The following is a 21,112-nucleotide window of genomic DNA, read 5'->3' as shown; positions in this document are numbered from 1 at the left end:
CAATAACTCGCTTCTGCTTTTATTCTACATGATATGAACTTAAGATGGCGGCACCTGTCTTTATTGCAGGTTTTTAAGATTGCATATTAGGTGTAGAAAATAATGGAAATGAGTCGTTCTGGAAATTGGTTTGCCACGATGAAGCGCATTGAGCGCAGTGCGTGGTTCCAAGGTTTTATTATTAGCATCATTGTGGTTGCCGCATTAACCGTTGGCGCAAAAACCTATTCCTTACCTTATGGCATTGATAAGGCCATTAATTACCTAGACAACTTCATTACTGTCTTCTTTCTGGTTGAACTCTCCCTGCGCTTTATCGCTTGTGATGATAAGCGCCGCTTCTTTAGAGATCCTTGGAATATTTTCGATACCGTGATTGTTGTTGGTAGTTTGATGCCGATCTCCGAGACTGAGATGATTCTTGTCGCACGTTTGTTACGAGTGTTCCGAGTTTTGCGTCTGGTGTCGATCATTCCTGACCTACGTTTTTTGATTAATGCCTTGCTCAAAGCCATTCCCAAAATGGGCTACATTGCCTTGTTGATGTTTATCATCTTTTACATCTTCGCGGCGGTTGGCTCTATCTTTTTTCATCAAGTAAATGAAACGCTTTGGGGTGATATCGCTATTTCTATGCTGACATTATTCCGTGTCGCGACGTTCGAAGATTGGACGGACGTTATGTACGAAACCATGGAAGTGTATCCGTTTAGCTGGATCTTCTACATCATCTTCATTTTCTTAACCGCGTTTGTGTTTTTAAACATGATGGTGGGTGTTGTGCTGGACGTGATGACACGCGAAACGGCAATAGAAGAGCATGAGAATCAGGAAAACCATCATCAGGCTTTGGTGACGCAGATTTCAGAACTACAGGCTCAAGTAGCACGCCTCGCGGATAAAATCGATGCACAACAAAATAGAAAGGATTAACTCTACTTTTACTTTCAATTTACTTTTAAGGCGGTAAGCTGCTGGTTAATTTTTTTTAGCCTGACTCCGGTAGAGTACCGAAATCAGGCATTGTTAGCCGGTTAATAAAGTGTCCAACTTTATGGGGTCACTTCAAAGTTAGGGCGTTTTTTTCTGCCATGTCATTAGCAGCAAACCCCCAATAACAAAACTAGAACCAAACCAAAACCACACAGCTGGCATTTCGTGTAAAAACACGATTGCCAACAAAGCGGCAATAGTAGGGGTTGCCAGTCTAATTGAAGTCGTTAACATCGATGACAGACGTTGCGAGGCGATGGAATAACTTAAGGTTGGTACTATGGTTGCCATTAATCCCAGTCCAAGCATTAACAGCAAAGGTTGAGTTTGTCGTAATTCTTCAAATATTAGTATCTGCTGATTAACCACTAAGTAACTAATCATAATGAATAAACCTAGGGTAAAAGTGAGTAAGGAAACACTGATTGAAGAAGGTGGATGGTGTTTAGGGGAACGATATTGATAGGCTAAAACATAAGTTGCCATGATGGCAGCGCCTGCTAAGGCAAGTAGACAGCCGACAACATGGTATTGAAAATCGGATTGCGTTGCAAAGCTTGGTAAAAAGACCAAAATTACGCCAAATAAAGAAACCGCCGAGCCTATTTTTTCGATGAGTGGCGTATTTCGGCCAGTTAATAAATGAAACAGCAAGACAAAAACCGGTGACATGCTAATTCCCAATGACACTTCGCCCACTGGTGCTAGCTGAAATGCGATGGTGGCACATAGATAATAAGCTACCATTAGCGCAGACAGTATCCAAGTCAGCGGATGTTTAATGGCATTGGTGATATTGGCTCGGCGGTGATTGAACAGTAAGATTAGACTGATAGCAACAAATGCTACTAAAAAACGCCCTGCGACGATATTTAATGGCGGCCAGTTTGGGAAGTGACGGACAAATATGCCTGTTGACGCCCACCCTAGGGCTGCAAACCATGCGGCACTCAGACCAACTTTATCAAGCTCATTTTTTTTGGATTTTTCCATTTATATCAATACCTTAAAATAAATTTCCCGATAGATTTTGGAGCCATCCAGCAGGCCATTTAAGCGAATAAACAAGTAAATGGCAAGACGGTAATAAAAACAGTACCGCCAATCAGCGTGTTGCGCATCAATATACCCGACAACGCAATTAAGCCAACCACCGCATTGATGCCGAATGGTTGCTGGAACAGAATTAGCATAGGCACTGAGCCAATAAGCCCTAGTGGGCTGGTCAAGAACATGATGACCATTCCAGAGATCGAGCGCACCTGCAAAATGATGACGATTAGCGTAAGTGCAATCATAATCGGAAGAAGGGGTAGCATTACCGTGCTGGCCTTGCCAGCTTCCTCAATGGAGCCAGCCATTTCGATGCTATAACCGGGCGGCTGTTTGGCGATGATAGGTTGAAGCTCTTGCCACACAGCAGGCCTATCTCCTTAGTTGTTATTCTAGATTTGTGTCGATGCGCACGATCACCCGTCAGCATTTATGGTCATTTCCAGTAAGCCGAGCTCATGTCCAAAGTCTCCGGTGAAATCGACCCGCACGCGAGAACAGCTATCGTCGAGGATCTCGCTCGACAGAAAGCAAGTTACCGTATGATAGCCAATAAAAAGCCGTTCGATATAGTCGCGGATACCTGCATGACCGTGAAACCGTTGATGGATCATCGATTACAGCATTTGGGGTAAACAGGTGGAGCGTTCGTTCAACGTTAAAATATTACAGGCTCAAATTGCACGCCTCGTGGATAAAATCGACGCGCAACAAAATAGAAAGGATTAAATAACTTCTTATTTCTTAACCGTTTTTAAGCGACTCGCTGGCTAACTTTCTTTAGCCAGCGGCCGCCGAATGTGTTCAGCATCAAACCAAGCAATACAATCAAAATCCCCATCCATTGCATGGTACTAACTGTTTCAGACAAAAAGATTTCTGCTGATGTTAGGCCAACAACCGGAACGCCCAAGGTTAGCGGTGCGACAGTTGCTGCTGGATAGCGAGACAGCAAATGGCTCCATAAACCGTAGCCGATGAATGTTGCAAAGATTGACAAATAAGCCAGTGATGCAAGGGATTTGAAGTTCAAATTAACGATGTTACTCCACATAACGTCGCCGCCATCAATGAAGTAAGCACACAGAAAGAAAGGCACAGGCGGAACCCAGCTAGACCAAACAATAAGGTTGAGGTTGGCATCGTAGCCTTTTCGGCTGATGACTTTAGTAAAAATATTGCCCAACGCCCAGCTTGAGCCGGCGGCTAAGGTTAAACCAAAACCAAGTGCAGTCATGGTGGTGTCTTCATTGTCTAATCCGATGACCGCCAAGCCACCAATCGCAATACCGATAGCAAGTACTTGATAAGGGCGTACGGTTTCTTTCAACAATAAAATAGCGAACACGAGCGTAAAAATCGCCTGAGATTGCAGCACCAAAGACGCAAGTCCCGCAGGCATACCAAACGACATCGCGCTGAATAAAAACGCAAATTGCCCGAAATTCAATGACAAGGCGTAGCCAATGCACCAAAGCAGCGGTGTATTGGGGCGAGAGAAGAAGAAACAGCCAATCATACCGATGACCAGGAAGCGTAAGCCACCTAACATCATCGGTGTTAGCTCGTCCAACCCCCAACGCATGACGATAAAGTTAAAGCCCCACGCGACGATAATAATCAGCGCCAAAAACATATCTTTGCGAATCATGTTGAGTCCTTAACCGTACAATAGTGAAGCGAAAATAAGCCAATCACTTTACGTGTTTTCGATAAGTTTGCACATGGACAGATAACAAAAGAATGAAGGACACAGACCGAGAATGGTCCCTTTAATTGCAAAAGGCTCCGTATTCATTTTCCATTTCATGTATTGATAGAAGAGATAGCCCATTCTTTCACGCCGGAATATAGGCTAAATTGACAAAGTTCCGAGTAAGAAACTGAATATCACACACATTCAATTTGCCTTATAAAAATAAAGACGTCACAAGAGCATCAGTATCATGCGTATTTTAGTAGTGGAAGATGACCGTATTTTAGGCGAAGCCATTAGCCAAAGAATCAGTCGAATGGGGCATGGTCTTGATCTTGCTCAGACCGGTTTACAGGCAAATCAGATGTTGGCCTTGCAAGAATACGATCTCATGCTACTAGATCTAAATTTGCCGGATATGACAGGCAATCAAATTTTACAAACTCTGCGAAAAAAACACTCTAATACGCCTGTGATCGTACTGACTGCGCGTGATGGAATTAAAGATCGTATTGAGTTATTAGATTTAGGCGCAGATGACTATATGACTAAACCAGTGGACTTTGGTGAGCTTGAAGCTCGTTGTCGTGCCTTACTGCGTCGTAGCCAAGGACAAGCGCAAAACATCATAGAATATGGCAATGTCAGTTTAGATCTTCAAGCTTGTTCGGTGACCGTTGACGGTAATCTTATCGACCTAAAACAACGAGAGTTTCGTTTATTAGAGGTGTTTATCAGCCACACTGGGCGGGTTTTAAGCAAAGAGGCATTGATTGAACATATTTATAACTTTAATGAAAATCCAAACTCAAGTGTGATTGAAATCTACGTAGCACGCCTACGGAAATCTCTGCAAGACAGTGATATTAATATCAGAACCATTCGTGGTCTTGGTTATTTGTTGGAAAAACATCATGGCTAAGGCGACCACGTCGATTCGTCGGCAATTGATCCTAATGGTTGCGACGGTGCTGATCGTCATTAATGTTGTGGCTCTTTGGAGCGCACATATCTACGCGAATAGAGCTGCAAAAGAGTCTTATGACCGACTTTTATATGGTTCAGCTTTACAGATGGCCGAAAACATTAATATTTTGGATTCGCAGTTTTTTATCGATTTGCCCGTTTCTGCTTTTGAAACCTTGGCGTTGTCTACCTCTGATCGAGCCTTCTATTCTATTATGAATGGACAATATCAGGTGCTGACAGGTTATAAAGATCTCCCCAATATTCCGTTTACCCAGTTACTTCAGCAATCCAGCGAGAAAGAAAAGTTTATTCCTATTTATTATGAAGCCATGTATCGCGGTGAGACGGTGCGTTTTGTAGCGTTGGGAAAACGCTTGTTAGAAGCGGATAGTGTGAACGATGTTTTTATTATTGTCGGGCAAACATTGGATGCACGACGCGCAGCTGCGACTGAAATCAGCCAAATGGCATTGCAGTTTGTTACCTTATTTTTCTTTATTACCCTGCTCTTACTACTCTTTGTTATTTGGCGGGTATTGCAGCCTTTACAAGCGATCAAGCAAGCCATAACCGAACGTTCCCCTCAAGAATTATCGCCTTTAGAAGCCAATGTACCCAGCGAAATAGCGCCTTTATTAAAGAGTATTAATTACTTTATGGCTCAGTTGGATAATACATTAAGCCGTTTAAAACGCTTCACGGCAGAAGCCGCCCATCAGATACGAACACCCTTGGCTGGTCTGAATTCACAGGCGCAAAACGCTCTAGATGAAACCGATGAAGTGTTACGTCAAAAGCAACTACAACATATTTTAGAAAGCAGTAATGTATTGACCAACACTGTCAACCAACTTCTTAGTCGCGCTACGTTGACACATCGTTATCAGAGTCATCCTTTTAGTCCGGTGTCTTTGGATCATGTGACCAAAGAGACTTGTCGCGAGCTGGTGGTTTGGGCACTAGAACAACAGGTTGAAATTGAATATTTAGGAGACATCCAAGTTACTATTAACGGTGATGAATTCGCACTAAAGCAGATGCTGCAAAATATCATTGAAAATGCCATTAAATACAGTCCGAAAGGCAGCGTTGTTGAAGTTGAGCTAATGGTGATGGATGAGCTATCTGAGACTTCAGTAGTGTTACAAATTCGAGATCAAGGTATTGGCGTTCCTGACCAGGATAAAGAGCATATTTTTGAGTATTTTTATCGTAGTCCAGATAACTTTGCCTCTGGTTCTGGGATTGGTTTATCCATTGCCAAAGAAGTCGCAGAGCATCATGACGCCAGATTCCATTTAAAAGACAACCAGCCAACCGGATTGATTGTGGAAGTTATTTTTCCCCAACGAAAAGGACTTTCTTATGAAAGTTAGTTACGTGCTGGGACTTTGTTTAATCTTGGTTAGTCGTATGGTATTCGCTGATGCGGTGCAACAAACTACATATATTACTTTTCCAAGTTTGAATAAACCGCCAAAGTATCAAGAAGATGTACTGGCTATTTATGGCGCTATAAATCATCAGGCGATCTCGCCTTTGTTTAAGGCATATCAAGAAAAATACCCAAATGTAGCAATTCATTACACCGAATCGAATACTCGTCATTTATACGAGCAATTTATCTCGCAGCCTAATGTTAGGCCGGATGTGATGCTTAGTCCTGCGATGGACCTTCAATTTAAATTGGCGAACGATGGTTACGCATTGGCTTATGATTCGCCAGAGCTTAGTAATGTCCCCAAGGATTCACATTGGCGAAATGAGCTGTTTGGGTTTACCTACGAACCTATCGTAACGGCGCTAAATAGCGATATTTTGGCTGGAGAGGCTTTGCCGCTGAGTCGCGAGCAGTTATTGAATTTGATCCGCAGTAAGAATCACCTTTTAGACGACAAAATTGGCTTATTTGATATTCAGCAGTCAGGTTTAGGCTATTTGGCATGGGCCTATGATGGACAACAATCTCGCAGTTATGGGCGGTTATTAGAAGCTTTTGGTACGCATCAAGCTCGGCTTTATACAGATACTTCGTCGATGCTTAATGCGCTATTAAAAGGTCAGATATTTATCGCCTATAATCTTGTTGGTGCTTATTCATATCAGTGGTCACAAAAGTATGCATGGATAAAAACCATCATGCCGACGGATTATACGACAATCATTATGCGCACGGCGTTTATTCCTCGTGATGCTCAACAGCCGACATTAGCGAAGCGTTTTATCGATCTTTTATTGTCCCCTGAAGGGCAGCATATTCTTGCGAATCAATCTGGGATTACGCCAATTAGTACCAAGGTAAAAGGTCCATATAGTCGTGATGAGTTGAGTAAGTTACCGCATGGGATTTTTCGCCCAATTCCTCTAGGCCTTGAACTACTGATTCAAACAGATGATGCCAAAAAACAGCTCATTTATCATGAGTGGGATAATGCTATGTTTACTGTTCCTAACGATTCTTCGGCATTACCGTAGATTTAATTTTTATGGGTTATTAAAGGCCCATGAAAGGTTCATGAAAGGTTTCCTCGCTAAAGTGTTCTAGGCAATAACAAAACAAAAATAAGTTGGAGAATACTATGTTTAAAAAACTGCTTATAGCGAGCGCTTTGTGTGCGACCTTAGTAAATAGCCCTTTACAAGCTGCTGAGCGCGTATCCATTGGTACCGGCGGAACTGGTGGTTTATTTTATGTGATTGGCGCGGGCATTTCTGAAACACTTAACAAATATATGGAAAATACCACGGCACGAGCTGAAGTAACTGGTGCGTCCGTTGAAAACAATCACCGTGTGGCAGCAGGTCAAATGACACTCGGCCTTTCATCATCTTCTACACTGTTTGAAGCTAAGAATGGCGAAGGCCCATTTAAAGTAAGTGGGCCATTGGATGTTGCCGGTATTGCCTATTTATATCCAGCCGTATTGCAAGTTGCGACGATTTCCGGAAATGGAGTTGACTCTTTTGAACAGTTAAAAGGTAAACGCGTTAGCATGGGGCCTCCGGGCAGCAATGCTGCAGTGTTGGCAACTCGCTTGTTGCAAGAATACGGTGTCTTTGACGATATCACACCACGTTTTCTTTCATACAATGAAGGTGTAAAAGCACTGGTGAACGGTCAAGTTGACGCTACTGTGGTTTTGGCTGGTGCACCAACTTCTTCTTTGATTGATCTAGATTCACAGACAGATATGAAGCTTTTGTCTGCCAGTATTGAAAAACTAGATAGTTTGATTCAAAAGTATCCTTTCTACCAAGCTTTCTCTTTGCCAGCAGGCACTTATCCAGATCAGAACAAACAAGTCTTGATGATTAACGATCCAGCGATTTTGTTTACGAGCGGTAAAGAAGATCAGAGCAAAATTTATAACATCACCAAAACTATTTTTTCTCATCTAGATGAACTAGGTCAAATTCACCCGCAGGCAAAAGCAATTTCGTTAGAAACGGCGAAACGTACTCCTATTGCTTTGCACCCAGGTGCGAAAAAATATTATGACGAAGTAAACGGAAAATAGGAGCGTCATTATGTTGAACTCAGGTTCCAGCAATGGCTTTCAAAGCTTGCTCCTTGAATCAAAATTCGCTGGTAGCAAGGAACGTCTAGCAGTCTCTTTATTGTTTAGTGTGATCGCCGCTGGAATCGCCGGTCTTGTACTTTATGGCGCGTATTATGGCGGCATTACCGCGTTGTTATTGAGATCGTCGTTTTTCTCTTTAGTCGCGGCGGCTGCCATGCTGTTTTATGCGCTTAGATACAAAAGTGTTGCGGGTCGTGGAGCGTTTTATCTATTGGCTCTATTGGCGTTAATTCCGGGACCTTATTTGTGGCATTACTATATTGATATTGTCATGCGTGGCGCTATGTCGGTTGAGCAAGATAGGTTGATCTTTATTGCTCTCATTGTGGTGGTGTTTGTCTTTGTTCGTATCGCGGTAGGCTGGGCATTGATTACCCTAATGACCCTCGCTTTCCTTTACGCGTACTTTGGCTATTTGATCCCCGGTAAATATGGTCACGGTGGTTATGACATTAGTCGTTTTACCTCAACCCTGATGTTATCGACTGAAGGGGTTTATGGTGTGCCAATGGGCGTCGCCGTTGAGTATATTTTCCTATTTGGTTTGTTTGGTGCCATCTTAACTAAGATTGGCACTGGTGAGGTTTTTGTTGATTTAGCCCGTGGTTTGACAGGGCGTGTGCAAGGTGGTCCTGGATTGTCTGCTGCTTTGTCTAGTGCATTGCTTGGTTCGCTTAACGGTAGTGCCGTCGCGAACGTAGTGACCACAGGTACCTTTACCATTCCATTAATGAAGCGTGTCGGCTACAGCGCGAAATTGGCTGGTGCGATTGAAGCCGCTGCGTCTTCGGCTGGGCAAATTATGCCGCCGGTTATGGGGGCTGCTGCTTTCTTGATGGCGGAAATGATTGGGATTCCTTATGCCGAAGTTGCAATGGCGGCCTTGGTTCCTGCACTTTTGTATATTTTAGCCTTGATGATTTCGGTTCGCCTTGAGGCAGGACGTCTTAACTTAGCAAGAGACACAGAAGCAGGCTTACAGCTGTTACTAAGAACTCTTAGAACGAAGAGCTATCTTCTGCTTCCATTGGTGGTTTTGATCGGCTTGATGATCTCAGGTAAGTCTCCAACTCAAGCAGCCGTTATGGGGATTCTGTCTGGTTTGCTAGTTTGTCCTTGGAAAAAAGCTACTCGCATAAATGCGCTAGATCTCATCGCTGCTTGTAAAGAGACATTGTCTTCAACTTTGCCAATCGTTGCTGCCGTGGCTGCAGCAGGCGTGATTATCGGGATATTGAATCTTACCGGTATGGGCTTGATGTTGTCAGGTTTGATCATTGAACTAGGCGACGGCAATTTGTGGGCTGTCTTGTTGCTCACTGCGTTGGCGTCTTTTGTCTTAGGAATGGGATTACCGACATCGGCAGCGTATTTATTGCTCGCGGTATTGGTTGCTCCGGCGATGACTCAGTTAGGTATGGAAACCTTGTCTGCGCATATGTTCATTTTCTACTTTGGTTTGGTGTCAGCTATTACTCCTCCTGTCGCATTGGCTGCTTACGCTGCTTCTACTATTTCAGGAGCTGATCCTAATGAGACGGCGATTGAGTCTATGCGTTTGGGTTTTGTAAAACTCTTAGTGCCGTTCTTGTTCGTCACTATGCCGGGGGTTTTGTTGATCGGAACAACTGCTAGTGTCATCGCAGCGATCTCGTTTGCGACTTTGGCAACCTCATCAATGAGTATCGGCTTTTCTGGCTGGTTACGTGAGAACTTATCTTGGCCTATTCGGTTAGCCTATGTGGTCGCAGCTGTATTAATTGCATGGCCTGCAGCGGCAACGGACACGTCTATTGCTGTGTTGGGCGCTCGCGTTATCGGTATTGTGTTATTTGCAGTGTTGCTGTTCAAAGCAAGCATTCAAACAAAGCCCAATACCATGAAAGCTGAAGCTTAATAGTCTAGGATACTAAACAACCAATACTGAAAAAGCGCATATTTCTATAAATGAAATGTGCGCTTTTTTATCAATTTTCTTGGTAACTATGCCTTTTTAAGGTAACCCAGTCATCAGCAGCTTAATGCCGTAAGACGCAGTTAATACTGCAATAAAACCGACACCGTATAAGAGCAAAAACCATTGCCACGATTTGAGTTTGGCGGCTTTTTCTTTCAGGCTTTTCAACGGCATTAGTAGCCCTCCTGATAATCTTCCACCTTACCAGCAAAAACGCGATAGCCCCATAAAGTGTAGGCACAAATCAAAGGTACGAAGATGCAAATACCTGGTAGCAAGAAGAGCAAACTGCTGTCTGGCGATGCGGCTTCCATAAAGGTTAATTGTCTTGGTATCAGATATGGAAACAAACCGACGACAAGACCAGCGAAGCCCAGTAAGAAGAGCGTTGCGGCATACCAAAAAGGTCGACCTTCATGATGAACGGTTCCTGTAGCGTGACTGTTTAGATCTCTCCAAGCCAACACCGCGACCACCAAGGTGATGATAGGTAAGGGTGATAACCACAAGAAATTTAAGCCAGAGAACCAACGCTGACGAATGTCTACTTGGTTTGCCACTGTCCACAAGCTCACGATGACCATGGCTAAGATGGTGATCAGCAAGAGGCGTTTGCCTAACTTAGCTGCGTGATCTTGAATACGTCCACGACTTTTCATAAACAAATAGCAAGCGGCCAATAGAGCATAACCAGCCATTACGGCAAAGCCAGTTAATATAGAAAAAGGTGTTAGCCAATGTAGGCTGGATAAGCTGTCGACACCGACTGGCACGCCTTGAACGATTGAGCCTAGCAACATGCCTTGGCAAAATGCCGCGATGGCAGACCCTGCACTAAAAGCGAAATCCCAATAAGGCCGAGACGTATCGGACTTAAAGCGATACTCGAACGCCACGCCACGAAAGATCAAAGCAAACAGCATGAGCATGATGGGCAGATAAAAGGTTGAGGTAATGCCAGCATAAGCGGCTGGAAACGCCGCAAACAACACCACACCACCAAAGACTAACCAAGTTTCGTTACCATCCCATACGTGTGAAATAGAGCGCATTAAATGATCACGCTCGCCTTCTTGGTTAAACCAAGGGTAGAGAATGCCAATCCCTAGGTCGAAGCCATCAAGTAACACGTACATAAAGATGGCAAAGCCTAAGACAAGGAAGTAGAAAAGAGCCAAATCCATCATTTATCTCCTTGTTCTATTGTTGGTTGATCTTTTGTTTTCAGATCTGTCGATTGCTGTTCTTTCGTTTTCAGCGACTTGACCCAAGCCAATGCGTAGCCTGGTGCTTTCATACCAATCAGTTGCTGTTCTAATGTTTCCATTGATGGCGGCCCTTTCTTAATCAGCTTGCGCATGAAGTAGAGGTAAACGCCAATCAGCAAACTATAAATGATCACAAACATGGTTAAGGTAAACAGCACACGTTCTGGAGGAAGTGGCGATACAATCTCGGATGTTCTAACAAGGTTGTAGACAATCCAAGGCTGACGACCAATTTCGACCACATACCAACCTGCCAGTACTGCAATGACACCCATAGGGGTAAATAATGTTACGAGAGACAGGAAGGCTTTGTTTTCATATAAGCGGCCTTTACGGCGTAACAAGAGCGCTAGTGCCGCGATACCCATCATGCCAAACCCAATACCCACCATGACACGGAAAGACCAAAACACTAACGGTACATTCGGTCTGTCTTCTGGTGGTACGGCTTTTAAGCCTTGCACAGCGCCATCCCAAGAGTGAGTCAGGATCAAGCTACCTAGGTTTGGAATACCGACTTCATAATCGTTCGACTCGGTTTGCATATTCGGCATAGCGAATAATAATAACGGAACGTTTTCTTCTTCCGCTGGCCAAATGCCTTCCATCGCCGCTAATTTGGTTGGCTGATGTTCTCTTACGTTCAAACCATGCATATCACCAATCCATGCTTGTAGTGGTGTTAGCACCAAGGCAAACCACATGCACATGGACAAGCCTTTTTTCGCAAAAGGAATGTTTTTCTTTTTCAATAAGTAATAAGCGCTGATACCAGCGACCACGAAAGTCGCGGTAATTAATGACGCAACTACCATGTGAGTAAGGCGATACGGCATAGATGGGTTGAAGATCACTTCCATCCAGCTTTCGACTTCAAACTTACCATCAATGATCTTGTAGCCTGTTGGTGTTTGCATCCAAGAGTTAGCCACAATGATCCAAAACGCTGAAATCCAAGTACCTATCATAACGGTGAGCGTCGCGAAGAAATGCAGCTTGCGACCAACACGTTGCCAACCGAACAGCATGACGCCAAGAAAACCGGCTTCCATAAAGAAAGCGGTCAGTACTTCGTAGGCCATCAATGGCCCAAGCACCGCGCCGGTAATCTCCGAGAATTTGGAGAAGTTGGTACCAAATTCATAGGACAAGACGATGCCAGAAACCACGCCCATGCCGAATGTAATCGCAAAGGGTTTGATCCAAAATTTGGCCAGCTGCAAATAGTAAGGGTTGTGTGTTTTGAGCCATAAGCCTTCCCATATGGCAATTAGCGTCGCCAAACCAATGGTGATGCTGGGGAAAATAATGTGAAAGCTCACAGTAAAAGCAAACTGTATGCGAGATAAGATGGCGACGTCGAGGTCCATAATGGCTCCCTTGGGAATCAATAAGCGTTAAGATATATATAGAGAAGGTTAGGCGTTTCTCTTAACTCTTAGCGTACGCATTTGCTGCAAAGCCAGAGGTAGCAGCGCTAAGCCTACAATGCTAAAAAGCGCGATGATTTCGGTCATTAAAAAGCCAGTGTTCATGATGCTTGTCCTATAAGTTGATAATAGTTTGATATGGATCAAAGATTGCTTTTAGTAGAGCAAAGGACAGGCCAACTATTAATGGAATTTATGCCTTTGATTTTAAAGGAAAAATTTATATCTTTGCTTGAGGTGTAAAAAAGGTTTACGATTTTCTCACTTATAGGTGTAAACGAGGTTTACGATTTTGACGCTTTCATTGATGTTTGAAGTTGCCATGCTGGTGACCAGTGTGTGCGGCGTATTGGTAGCTGTTTGGTTATTGTGGCGAGCGCGAAAGCAAAGCGATCTGCAAGCCTTGGCAGGTTTCGCCATCATGATGGCGATTTGGTGCTTCGGGCATGTGGTTTTGTTCCAAGGCTACGAGCAAATTGGTATTCATATCATTCTTGCTAACCCGTTGATGCCGACCTTCTTCTTACACTTTGCGATTCGTTTTGTGAACTCTGGCTCGGTTAAAGAGCCGATGCTAGAACGCTTATATCAAGCGGTGCCTTGGTTTTACCTGACCAGTTTTGTAGTGGTTTTACAGAGTTGGTGGATTGGTGCGGGCGATGCGATTAGTACGTTAGACACGCGTTCATTTTTTATCTTTACCGAGGCGGGGACATGGAATCTCGCCTATACGGTGTTGATCGGCATGCTGGCTCATGGCGTGCTGTTATTTGGTTGGTATCGACATTCTGGTAACAAGAAACGCTCCATTCTCGCCATGTTTGGTGTCGGGGCTTGGGGTTTGTTATTGGCGACCAGCTTTGTGTTTCCTTCCTTTGGTATTAGTTGGTTTCCTTATCCTATGTTACTGCTGCCAACTTATTTGCTGTTGTTGGTCTACGCGGTGGTGCGCTATCAGATTTTATCGGTGAATGCGTTCGCCAATCGGGCCTTACTTTGGGTTGCCATGATGCTGGTGATTCTCTGTGTTATCGCAGTGATCAGCGTTGTGTCTGGACGCATAGGTTTACAGGCGTTAGCAAATGTTCCCAGTTGGCAGCTTTGGTTGTATTCCTTGTTTATCTTGGTCGTCGCAGCTGTCATTTATCAGCCTTTGAGTCGCTTGGTGTCACGTCTTATTTATCCCGGAGCCTCCTTGAATGAAGCTGTGTTGGATACGTGGTCAACGCAATTAAAAGAAGCGCAAGATTGGCCGCAACTGATTGCTGTTGGTGAACGCTTACTTTCGATACAGATTAGACGTAGCGTGGCAATACAACTACAAAGTTCTGCTTATCCCGTTAAGGAACAGAATGACGCCTTGGCAATTCGAGTATCTCGATCAGATTCTGATTGGCACTTTGTTTTGATCGGTTGGGAAGATGCTAGTCCTGGTATGCGTTTAACAGCGGAAGTGTTTGCTTCCTTGTTCTCGACCAGCTGTGGTTTGCTTGAAAGGTCGTTGGCCTTGGCGGTAGCGGAACGAAAACGCATGGACGAACAGCATTTGGTTGAGCTGGGCAGTTTGTCTGCGGCCATGGCTCACGAGTTGCGTAATCCTCTGAACATTATTTCTATGGCCGCCTATGATGCACCAGCCGAGACGCGTCAGCATATTCAGACTCAGCTAAAACGTGCGGATCGTTTGGTGAGCGATATGTTGGTCTATTCCGGTGGCTTGACGTTGCAAGTTGTCGCCACGCCGTTGCGATCTTTAATAGCGAGTATTCTGGCGCAAGCTCAGCTAGAAGGAGTGGCGTTTGAGCTTGATATCGATGAAACGATAGAACTGGATGCAGACCCACAACGATTACAACAGGTGTTTATTAATCTGATCGATAACGCCGTATCTTTTTTGCGCAATATGCCAGATGGAAAGTTATCCATTGAAGCCAAAGAACAATATCAACAGATAGTCATCCAAGTGCATAACAATGGGCCCGCTATCGATGCAAGCTTACAAGGCGAAGCCTTGTTTCAACCCTTTGTGACTAAGCGAGCAGGCGGCAGTGGTCTTGGTTTAGCAATAGTACGCCGTATTGTTGATGCTCATGGCGGGAAGATTAGACACCGTTCTGATTCGGCTTGGCCGGTGACCTTCGAGCTTATTTTACCTCGCCACTTTTCTGGCGCTGCGATTTCAAATAGAGAATTTCATGACACAAAATAAAATATTACTGGTTGACGACGAACCAGCTTTTCGTGAACTGGCTAGCCGCTGGTTAGCGAATCAAGATTATCATGTCAAAACAGCAGGTAGCCTAGACGAAGCGCGGAAAGCATTGGCGTCGTTTGATGCGGATTTGGTGTTATTAGACTTGTCCATGCCGCCGCATTTCGACCCGCAAGTAACCTTGGATGCTATGGACGATTTTGCTGGTCGTCCGGTGATTATTATTACTGGTCATGCGGATCGGGATTTGGCACTTAAAGCCATTGAACTTGGCGCATGGGATTTTATTGCTAAGCCGATTGATCCAGATATGTTAGCGGTTGTGGTGCGTCGAGCAATCACCAAAACCACCTTAGAGCGAGAATTAACTCAGCTAAAGCAAGTTAGTAATTCCTCCCAAGGTGCGTCTGCGTATATCGGTCATTCGATGAGTTCGCAAAAGGTCAGGGCGCTGGTGGAGCGAATCGCACCGACGGATGTACGGGTCTTGGTTACTGGCCCATCGGGAACCGGCAAAGAAGTCATTTCGCGCACCTTGCACGACTTGAGTCATCGCGCTGCCAAGCCGTTTGTTTCTGTGCATTGCGGCGCTATTCCGGCGGATTTATTGGAAAGCGAGTTGTTTGGTTACGTGAAAGGCGCTTTTACTGGGGCGGAAAAAGACAAAATTGGTCTATTAAGTTTAGCCGATGGCGGCACCTTGTTCTTGGATGAAATCGGCGAAATGCCATTAGCCATGCAGGTCAAGTTGCTGCGGGTGTTGCAGGAAGGCACCTTCTTTCCTGTGGGAGGACGAGAGCAGAAGCACATCGACATTCGAGTGATTTCCGCAACCAACGCCGACTTACTTGAAAAAGTCCGAGAAGGTAGCTTCCGAGAAGATCTGTATTATCGAATTAAGGGCGTGAACATTGAAACGCAATCCCTTGCTGAACGGCTAGAAGACGTCCCCGTATTGCTACAGTCATTTCTACAGCGTTTGCAAAGTCAGCAAACTAAGCAATTACAGCTCAGTCCTGAAGCCGTGCAATGGTTCCGAGATCAGTCATGGCCGGGTAACGTGCGTGAATTGAAAAACGCCCTAGAAAGCGTCGCATCTATTTGCCCACAAGGTCGAATCACCATGGAAGATATCCAGCTGTTATATCCAAGTGGCGAACCTGTTCGTCAAACTATGGCAAGCTTACCAATGAGCGACGCCTCATTAGACGAACAAGTTCGAGACCTTGAAATTCGATTAATTAACCAAGCCTTAGAAAAAAGCCAAGGCAACCGCACCCAAGCCGCCAAACAACTGGGTATTTCTCGGCAAGGGCTGATTAAAAAAATTGAGAGATATGGCTTGTGAGGCCTCAAAGATGAATTTTGTTTTTCGTGATGACTATCAATGTTTTCGATTATTAATAGCTTTGTTATTTATAGTAAGAAAATTGTTTTGTTTTTGTCATTAACTGCGGTGTAGTATCTGACGATAAATTTACAATAAGAAAGAATAATAAGGATGTTATTATGAAGTGGCAAAGTCTATCCATTAGAAGTCGCATGTTCTCTGTTCTTGCTGTGTTGCTTGTTGCCAGCACAGTTGTCTCAGTCAGTACTCAGGCTCTTTCCACGCTGGACACAGAGCTAGAGCAGTTAAAAAAAGAAGTTTTACCAACCCATCTCAGTAATCTAGCCTCGCAAATCAGTACAGAAATTACCCCTTTAATTACAGCATCTCATCTCATGACAAACGACAACTTCGTTGAAGATTGGGTTCGTAATGGTGCAGCTGATAATCAGCTTTCTTTCATCGAAAACAAATTGAAATCCGTTAAGGAAATCGCGGGCAGTGATTCGACCTTTTATGTTGTAAATGGTGAAAATGGGCTGGAATATTTTGGTTATGAAAAAGCGTTTTTTAAAACCTTGTTAAAAGACTATCCCTACAAAGAGTTCTATCCGAATTTTTTGGCCACAGGTCACGATTATGAGCTAAATTTACAGTACGAGCATCAAATGCTGTTTATTAACTATCGTAGTGATGCAGTGGATCCGAATACCAATAAACCTTTTTCGGTAGCGGGCTTAGGGATTAAAGCCGATAAGCTTATTAATATGATTAAGAAGCTAAATGTTGGTCAGCAAGGTCGTGCCATGTTGGTAACAAGTGATGGCGTGATTCAAGCAAAAGGTGATTCTGCATTTATGGAGATAGTCGATAAAAGCCATATTTCTAGCTTGCTTAACAATAAAACCGACGTTGTCATTGATGATATAACGATTAATGGGCAGGTTTATTACCTTGGCTCATTGTGGGTGCCAGTGTTAGATAGATTTATCATGCTAGCCGTGCCGAAACAGCAAATTATGACGCCGATTTATACGCAGTTACAGAATGCGTTTCTCTACTCTATCGTTTTTATTTTAATTTCTCTGCTCATTCTTCATTTTGTGATTGGCTCTCTGACTCGTCCTATTGTCGCTATTGGCAAGGACGTTCGTTATGTATCGGATAATTTGGATCTCAACTATCAAATTAAGAGCTCTGATAAGGCTGAAATAGGTGCATTAGCCGATGCGATTAACTCCTTGCTACTGACATTAAAAGGCTCTCTGATTACCGTGAATGATGCGGTTAAGACAACTGATAGCGCGATTGAAGGCTTGAATCAGCAAGTGGACGAGCTTTCCCAGGCCTCTGAGGCGGAGAAGCAATCGGTAGAGCAGATCTTTATCTCTACTCAAGATATTACTGAGCAAAGCGCTCAGGTAAAAGATTTGGCAACAAGAGCGGGAGAAATGTCGGATCTGAGTAATGCCGAACTTCAGCAAGCCAACAAAGAAGTTCAGAGTAGCTTAGTTTTCTTAGAAGCTTTAGAAGTCGATATGATGCAAAGCAAAACGAGCCTAACTGAGCTAAACGGAAATATTGAGAAGATTGTTTCAGTATTGAATGTTATTAGTTCCATATCAGAACAAACTAATTTATTAGCTCTAAATGCTGCCATAGAAGCCGCTCGTGCAGGCGAACATGGCCGAGGCTTTGCCGTTGTATCTGATGAGGTTCGCATGCTTTCCCAGCGTACGAGCGAATCGACTAATGAAATTCAAAGCATTATTTCGCAGTTGCGAGCCGCATCGACTCAAGTCACCTCACAAATGGACGTGGCATGTGAAAAAAGCATTCAGACGTTAGGCAGTCAAAAATTGGTATCGGAAAAAGTCATCGCGCTTGATGCATTTTTGCAGCAACTGTTTGATATGAACGAGCAAGTGGCTGAACGTGCCGGAATCCAGAATGCTTCCGTTGAGGATATCAATCAGCATCTCTCTATGTTGGCTGCACAAAGTGAGCAGACAGTAGAATTGTTCCATCAAAGTCGAGCGGCAACTAATGCCATTGGCGATGAAATGAGACATCTGAAAGATAAAGTAGAGCTGTTCAAAGTAACGTGATGCAAGCTAACAATTGGAACCAAGCTTAGGTGATTTGGCTTGGTTCCAATTTACTTGTACGTGGCGCTAGCTTTGGTTTTTAAGTGATTTGGTGAGGTGAGTTAAAAAATACCTTACGATAGCGGGTAACTTTCTTCTCGACATAATTTGCACCTGCAGGCTGCGTTGAGCTAACGATGGTTCGCGCATTGGCCGAATAACTAGACCATCTCGTTTTGCCCGTCTCGCAACCGTTAACTCCCCACAAAGGGATATGGCGTTTTCACTTTCGCTCGCAAAGGTATAAATAGAACCCGCAGAGTCGCTAGACAAGGCTGGGATGATTTGTACACCTTCAATATGACAAGCTATATCAAATAAATAACTGAGTGTTGTTCCTGATCCGGATGTGGCAATAGGGTATTCGGTTAAATCCCTTACGCTAATGTCTTGCTGGCTGGCTAGCGGGTGATTTTTGGATAATAAGGCGACGATCGGAGAAGGCACTTGCAGCGACACTTCAACGCCTTGCTCTGGTTGCAAATTGAAGGTGAACGCAGCATCTACTCTGCCTTCTCTAACCAGTTGAGTTGCTCTGCTTGAGTCGACAACTTGTAGTGAAAAGCGAGCACTTGGGTATTCCAAGCGGAATTTTGCGATTACATGTGGGAGAAAGTCCCAAGCCATGCCTTCCGGGCAAGCCAGAGCGATAGATTGCTGCTGAATATTACTGATGCCCTTCATTTCCGACATCACGTTTTTAAATTCCAACGTATTACGCAGCGAATAGGTATAAAGAATATCGCCTGCTGGTGTTAGAGACATACCTCTGGCTTTGCGTTCGAACAACGTTAGCTGAAGTTTTTCCTCTAACTGGGTTATTTGTCGACTGATAGCCGAAACCGCGACATGGAGTTCTTCCGAAGCGGCAGACAAAGAGCCTGTTTTCGCAACAGCATGAAAGTATTTTAACGAGATATCATTCATAAGCTTTCTATTTTATAGAAGGTTTTATTGTGTAATTGATAATTGTTGTAAAGCTTATTACATCTTAAGCTAAATGCCATAATAAATTCGCGTATTTTGGAGAGATCATGTCCCAAGCAACGAGCCAGAGTGGCCGTCAAGCAGCCTTACAACAGGCCGTTTCGACCATTAAGAACGGTCAGTTTATCGAAACTCTAACGCGTCGCGTGGCGTTTGCTAGCGAAAGTCAAAACCCAAGCGCCAGTGATGAACTAATGAAGTATCTAACCGATGAAATTCAGCCAACGTTAGTTAAGCTGGGTTTTGAATGTGAGATATTTGCAAATCCGATGGCGTCTTGCCCGCCGTTATTAATTGCAAAACGCATTGAAGATGAATCTTTACCGACACTATTAACTTATGGTCATGGTGATGTCACCAATGGGCAAGCTGAATTATGGCAAGAAGGTACTCATCCTTGGGAATTGTCTCAGATTGGCGAGAAAATCTTTGGCCGTGGTACCGCAGATAACAAAGGGCAGCACACGATTAACCTGCTAGCGCTAGAATCGGTATTAAACGCTCGTGAGGGGAAACTGGGTTACAACGTTAAGATCTTATTCGAGATGAGTGAAGAAGTTGGCTCTAAAGGGTTAGAGCTTTTTTGTCACGAGCAAAAAGAATCGTTAAAAGCTGATTTGTTTTTAGCGTCTGATGGTCCTAGATTAAATGCTCAAACGCCGACTATTTTTTTAGGCTCTCGCGGCGTTTGCCAGTTTCGCTTGCGTTGTGAAACCGGCAACGGTGTACGCCATTCTGGCAACTGGGGGGGAGTTATCACTAATCCAGTGACTCGCTTACAACATGCTCTTTCTAGCTTGACGACAGCCGATGGGCGAATCACTGCTGAGTGCTTACGTGCGCCTTTGCCAAGTGGTTTGACTGCTGAAATGATGCGTGAATTAACGGTTGGTGGTTATGCTGGTGATCCAACATTGAATGACCAATGGGGCGAGAAAGAGCTTACCGCTGGCGAGCGATTGTTTGGTTGTAATACCCTCGAAGTAATCGCTCTTGGTGCAGGAGATATTCAAAAGCCTATTGGTGCGATCCCTGATGTTGCTGAAGCAGTATGTCACTTGCGTATTGTGCCGGGAACAGACTGGCATAATCTGGTTGCTAACCTGTCAGCCTTTTTAGAAGAGAAAGGTTTAGGTGATGTTAAGGTGATTTTTGAGGGTGGTTACAGTGCGACGCGTTTAGACCCGACTCATCCTTGGGTTGGATTTGTTAAGCGTTCTATGGAAACCTCGTTAGAGCAAACGGTGACCGTTCTACCTAATTTAGGTGGTACTATTCCAAATCATTGTTTCGCAGATGTGTTGGCGCTGCCTACGGTATGGATGCCACATTCTTATCCATCCTGTAAACAGCACGCGCCTGATGAGCATCTTCTTGAAAGCGTAGTGGAGCAAGGACTTCTGGCTGCTGCTGGTTTGCTTTGGGATCTAGGTGAACATTGGCCTGAATAATGGCGCGGTTTTTTACGTCTAAAACGGTGGCCCAATGA

Annotated in this window: 17 protein-coding genes; 10 read left to right on the top strand and 7 right to left on the bottom strand. The window is 44.2% G+C overall.

The genetic code is table 11. The features are described 5' to 3' along the window. The first annotated feature begins 102 nt into the window (after nt 1–102). A complete protein-coding gene (locus tag BUA59_RS21630) occupies nt 103–933 on the top strand; it encodes an ion transporter (protein ID WP_072842023.1) in 831 nt (276 codons plus the stop codon). Between the two features lie 138 nt (nt 934–1,071). Here the strand turns inward: BUA59_RS21630 and BUA59_RS21625 are convergent, their stop codons facing one another. The 3 genes from BUA59_RS21625 to BUA59_RS21610 form a co-directional block, all read right to left on the bottom strand. Further along, nucleotides 1,072–1,986, bottom strand: coding sequence for a DMT family transporter (locus BUA59_RS21625; RefSeq protein WP_072842021.1), 915 nt, complete (start codon nt 1,984–1,986; stop codon nt 1,072–1,074). 59 nt (nt 1,987–2,045) lie between these two features. Next, complete coding sequence (locus tag BUA59_RS21620) at nt 2,046–2,411, bottom strand: efflux RND transporter permease subunit (protein ID WP_217653767.1); 366 nt, start codon at nt 2,409–2,411, stop codon at nt 2,046–2,048. 389 nt (nt 2,412–2,800) lie between these two features. Continuing rightward, complete coding sequence (locus tag BUA59_RS21610) at nt 2,801–3,697, bottom strand: EamA family transporter (RefSeq protein WP_072842019.1); 897 nt, start codon at nt 3,695–3,697, stop codon at nt 2,801–2,803. A gap of 295 nt (nt 3,698–3,992) precedes the next feature. Between BUA59_RS21610 and BUA59_RS21605 the strand changes: the two genes are divergently transcribed. From BUA59_RS21605 to BUA59_RS21585, 5 genes are all read left to right on the top strand, one after another. Continuing rightward, nucleotides 3,993–4,664 (top strand): response regulator transcription factor, encoded by a 672-nt coding sequence (locus BUA59_RS21605; protein WP_072842017.1) that lies wholly within the window; start codon nt 3,993–3,995, stop codon nt 4,662–4,664. Then, entirely contained in the window at nt 4,657–6,087 is a 1,431-nt protein-coding gene (locus tag BUA59_RS21600) for a sensor histidine kinase (RefSeq protein WP_072842015.1), read from the top strand. The genes BUA59_RS21605 and BUA59_RS21600 overlap by 8 nt, the downstream gene beginning before the upstream one ends. After that, entirely contained in the window at nt 6,077–7,186 is a 1,110-nt protein-coding gene (locus BUA59_RS21595; protein ID WP_072842013.1) for an ABC transporter substrate-binding protein, read from the top strand. The genes BUA59_RS21600 and BUA59_RS21595 overlap by 11 nt, the downstream gene beginning before the upstream one ends. Before the next feature lie 104 nt (nt 7,187–7,290). After that, nucleotides 7,291–8,229, top strand: a complete 939-nt coding sequence (locus BUA59_RS21590) for a TAXI family TRAP transporter solute-binding subunit (RefSeq protein ID WP_072842011.1) — start codon at nt 7,291–7,293, stop codon at nt 8,227–8,229. A gap of 10 nt (nt 8,230–8,239) precedes the next feature. Then, nucleotides 8,240–10,189 carry a TRAP transporter permease gene (locus BUA59_RS21585; RefSeq protein ID WP_072842009.1) on the top strand — a complete coding sequence of 650 codons (1,950 nt, stop codon included), beginning with the start codon at nt 8,240–8,242 and terminating at the stop codon, nt 10,187–10,189. Nucleotides 10,190–10,285: 96 nt separating this feature from the next. Here the strand turns inward: BUA59_RS21585 and BUA59_RS23950 are convergent, their stop codons facing one another. Genes BUA59_RS23950 through BUA59_RS21575 form a run of 3 tightly spaced genes read right to left on the bottom strand, consistent with a single transcriptional unit; the run spans nt 10,286 to nt 12,887 of the window. Beyond that, a complete protein-coding gene (locus tag BUA59_RS23950; protein WP_175550805.1) occupies nt 10,286–10,423 on the bottom strand; it encodes a hypothetical protein in 138 nt (45 codons plus the stop codon). Continuing rightward, a complete protein-coding gene (cydB, locus tag BUA59_RS21580; RefSeq protein WP_072842007.1) occupies nt 10,423–11,433 on the bottom strand; it encodes a cytochrome d ubiquinol oxidase subunit II in 1,011 nt (336 codons plus the stop codon). Before cydB ends, BUA59_RS23950 begins: the two co-directional genes overlap by 1 nt. Next, nucleotides 11,433–12,887 (bottom strand): cytochrome ubiquinol oxidase subunit I, encoded by a 1,455-nt coding sequence (locus BUA59_RS21575; RefSeq protein WP_072842005.1) that lies wholly within the window; start codon nt 12,885–12,887, stop codon nt 11,433–11,435. Before BUA59_RS21575 ends, cydB begins: the two co-directional genes overlap by 1 nt. 352 nt (nt 12,888–13,239) lie before the next feature. On the opposite strand from BUA59_RS21575, the gene BUA59_RS21570 reads away from it, so the two are divergent. The 3 genes from BUA59_RS21570 (at nt 13,240) to BUA59_RS21560 (ending at nt 18,597) form a co-directional block, all read left to right on the top strand. Continuing rightward, entirely contained in the window at nt 13,240–15,156 is a 1,917-nt protein-coding gene (locus BUA59_RS21570) for a sensor histidine kinase (protein WP_245813219.1), read from the top strand. Next, a complete protein-coding gene (locus BUA59_RS21565; protein ID WP_072842002.1) occupies nt 15,143–16,507 on the top strand; it encodes a sigma-54-dependent transcriptional regulator in 1,365 nt (454 codons plus the stop codon). The genes BUA59_RS21570 and BUA59_RS21565 overlap by 14 nt, the downstream gene beginning before the upstream one ends. 161 nt (nt 16,508–16,668) lie before the next feature. Further along, a complete protein-coding gene (locus BUA59_RS21560) occupies nt 16,669–18,597 on the top strand; it encodes a methyl-accepting chemotaxis protein (protein WP_072842000.1) in 1,929 nt (642 codons plus the stop codon). 66 nt (nt 18,598–18,663) lie between these two features. Here the strand turns inward: BUA59_RS21560 and BUA59_RS21555 are convergent, their stop codons facing one another. Continuing rightward, nucleotides 18,664–19,563, bottom strand: a complete 900-nt coding sequence (locus BUA59_RS21555; RefSeq protein ID WP_072841998.1) for a LysR family transcriptional regulator — start codon at nt 19,561–19,563, stop codon at nt 18,664–18,666. Nucleotides 19,564–19,670: 107 nt separating this feature from the next. On the opposite strand from BUA59_RS21555, the gene BUA59_RS21550 reads away from it, so the two are divergent. After that, nucleotides 19,671–21,074: a M20 family metallopeptidase gene (locus BUA59_RS21550; RefSeq protein ID WP_072841996.1), complete on the top strand. Its 1,404-nt coding sequence runs from the start codon at nt 19,671–19,673 to the stop codon at nt 21,072–21,074. Nucleotides 21,075–21,112 lie beyond the last annotated feature (38 nt).

This window comes from Marinomonas polaris DSM 16579 (genome assembly GCF_900129155.1).
Lineage (GTDB): Bacteria > Pseudomonadota > Gammaproteobacteria > Pseudomonadales > Marinomonadaceae > Marinomonas > Marinomonas polaris.
Note: the sequence above shows the minus strand (reverse complement) of the source record. Positions and strands in the feature narration are given on the sequence as shown.

Bases quoted from the DNA above. Each gene is read 5' to 3' on its own strand.
- BUA59_RS21630 (WP_072842023.1), top strand. From the start codon at position 103: ATGGAAATGAGTCGTTCTGGAAATTGGTTTGCCACGATGAAGCGCATT.
- BUA59_RS21625 (WP_072842021.1), bottom strand. From the start codon at position 1,986: ATGGAAAAATCCAAAAAAAATGAGCTTGATAAAGTTGGTCTGAGTGCC.
- BUA59_RS21610 (WP_072842019.1), bottom strand. From the start codon at position 3,697: ATGATTCGCAAAGATATGTTTTTGGCGCTGATTATTATCGTCGCGTGG.
- BUA59_RS21605 (WP_072842017.1), top strand. From the start codon at position 3,993: ATGCGTATTTTAGTAGTGGAAGATGACCGTATTTTAGGCGAAGCCATT.
- BUA59_RS21600 (WP_072842015.1), top strand. From the start codon at position 4,657: ATGGCTAAGGCGACCACGTCGATTCGTCGGCAATTGATCCTAATGGTT.
- BUA59_RS21595 (WP_072842013.1), top strand. From the start codon at position 6,077: ATGAAAGTTAGTTACGTGCTGGGACTTTGTTTAATCTTGGTTAGTCGT.
- BUA59_RS21590 (WP_072842011.1), top strand. From the start codon at position 7,291: ATGTTTAAAAAACTGCTTATAGCGAGCGCTTTGTGTGCGACCTTAGTA.
- BUA59_RS21585 (WP_072842009.1), top strand. From the start codon at position 8,240: ATGTTGAACTCAGGTTCCAGCAATGGCTTTCAAAGCTTGCTCCTTGAA.
- BUA59_RS23950 (WP_175550805.1), bottom strand. From the start codon at position 10,423: ATGCCGTTGAAAAGCCTGAAAGAAAAAGCCGCCAAACTCAAATCGTGG.
- cydB (WP_072842007.1), bottom strand. From the start codon at position 11,433: ATGGATTTGGCTCTTTTCTACTTCCTTGTCTTAGGCTTTGCCATCTTT.
- BUA59_RS21575 (WP_072842005.1), bottom strand. From the start codon at position 12,887: ATGGACCTCGACGTCGCCATCTTATCTCGCATACAGTTTGCTTTTACT.
- BUA59_RS21565 (WP_072842002.1), top strand. From the start codon at position 15,143: ATGACACAAAATAAAATATTACTGGTTGACGACGAACCAGCTTTTCGT.
- BUA59_RS21560 (WP_072842000.1), top strand. From the start codon at position 16,669: ATGAAGTGGCAAAGTCTATCCATTAGAAGTCGCATGTTCTCTGTTCTT.
- BUA59_RS21555 (WP_072841998.1), bottom strand. From the start codon at position 19,563: ATGAATGATATCTCGTTAAAATACTTTCATGCTGTTGCGAAAACAGGC.
- BUA59_RS21550 (WP_072841996.1), top strand. From the start codon at position 19,671: ATGTCCCAAGCAACGAGCCAGAGTGGCCGTCAAGCAGCCTTACAACAG.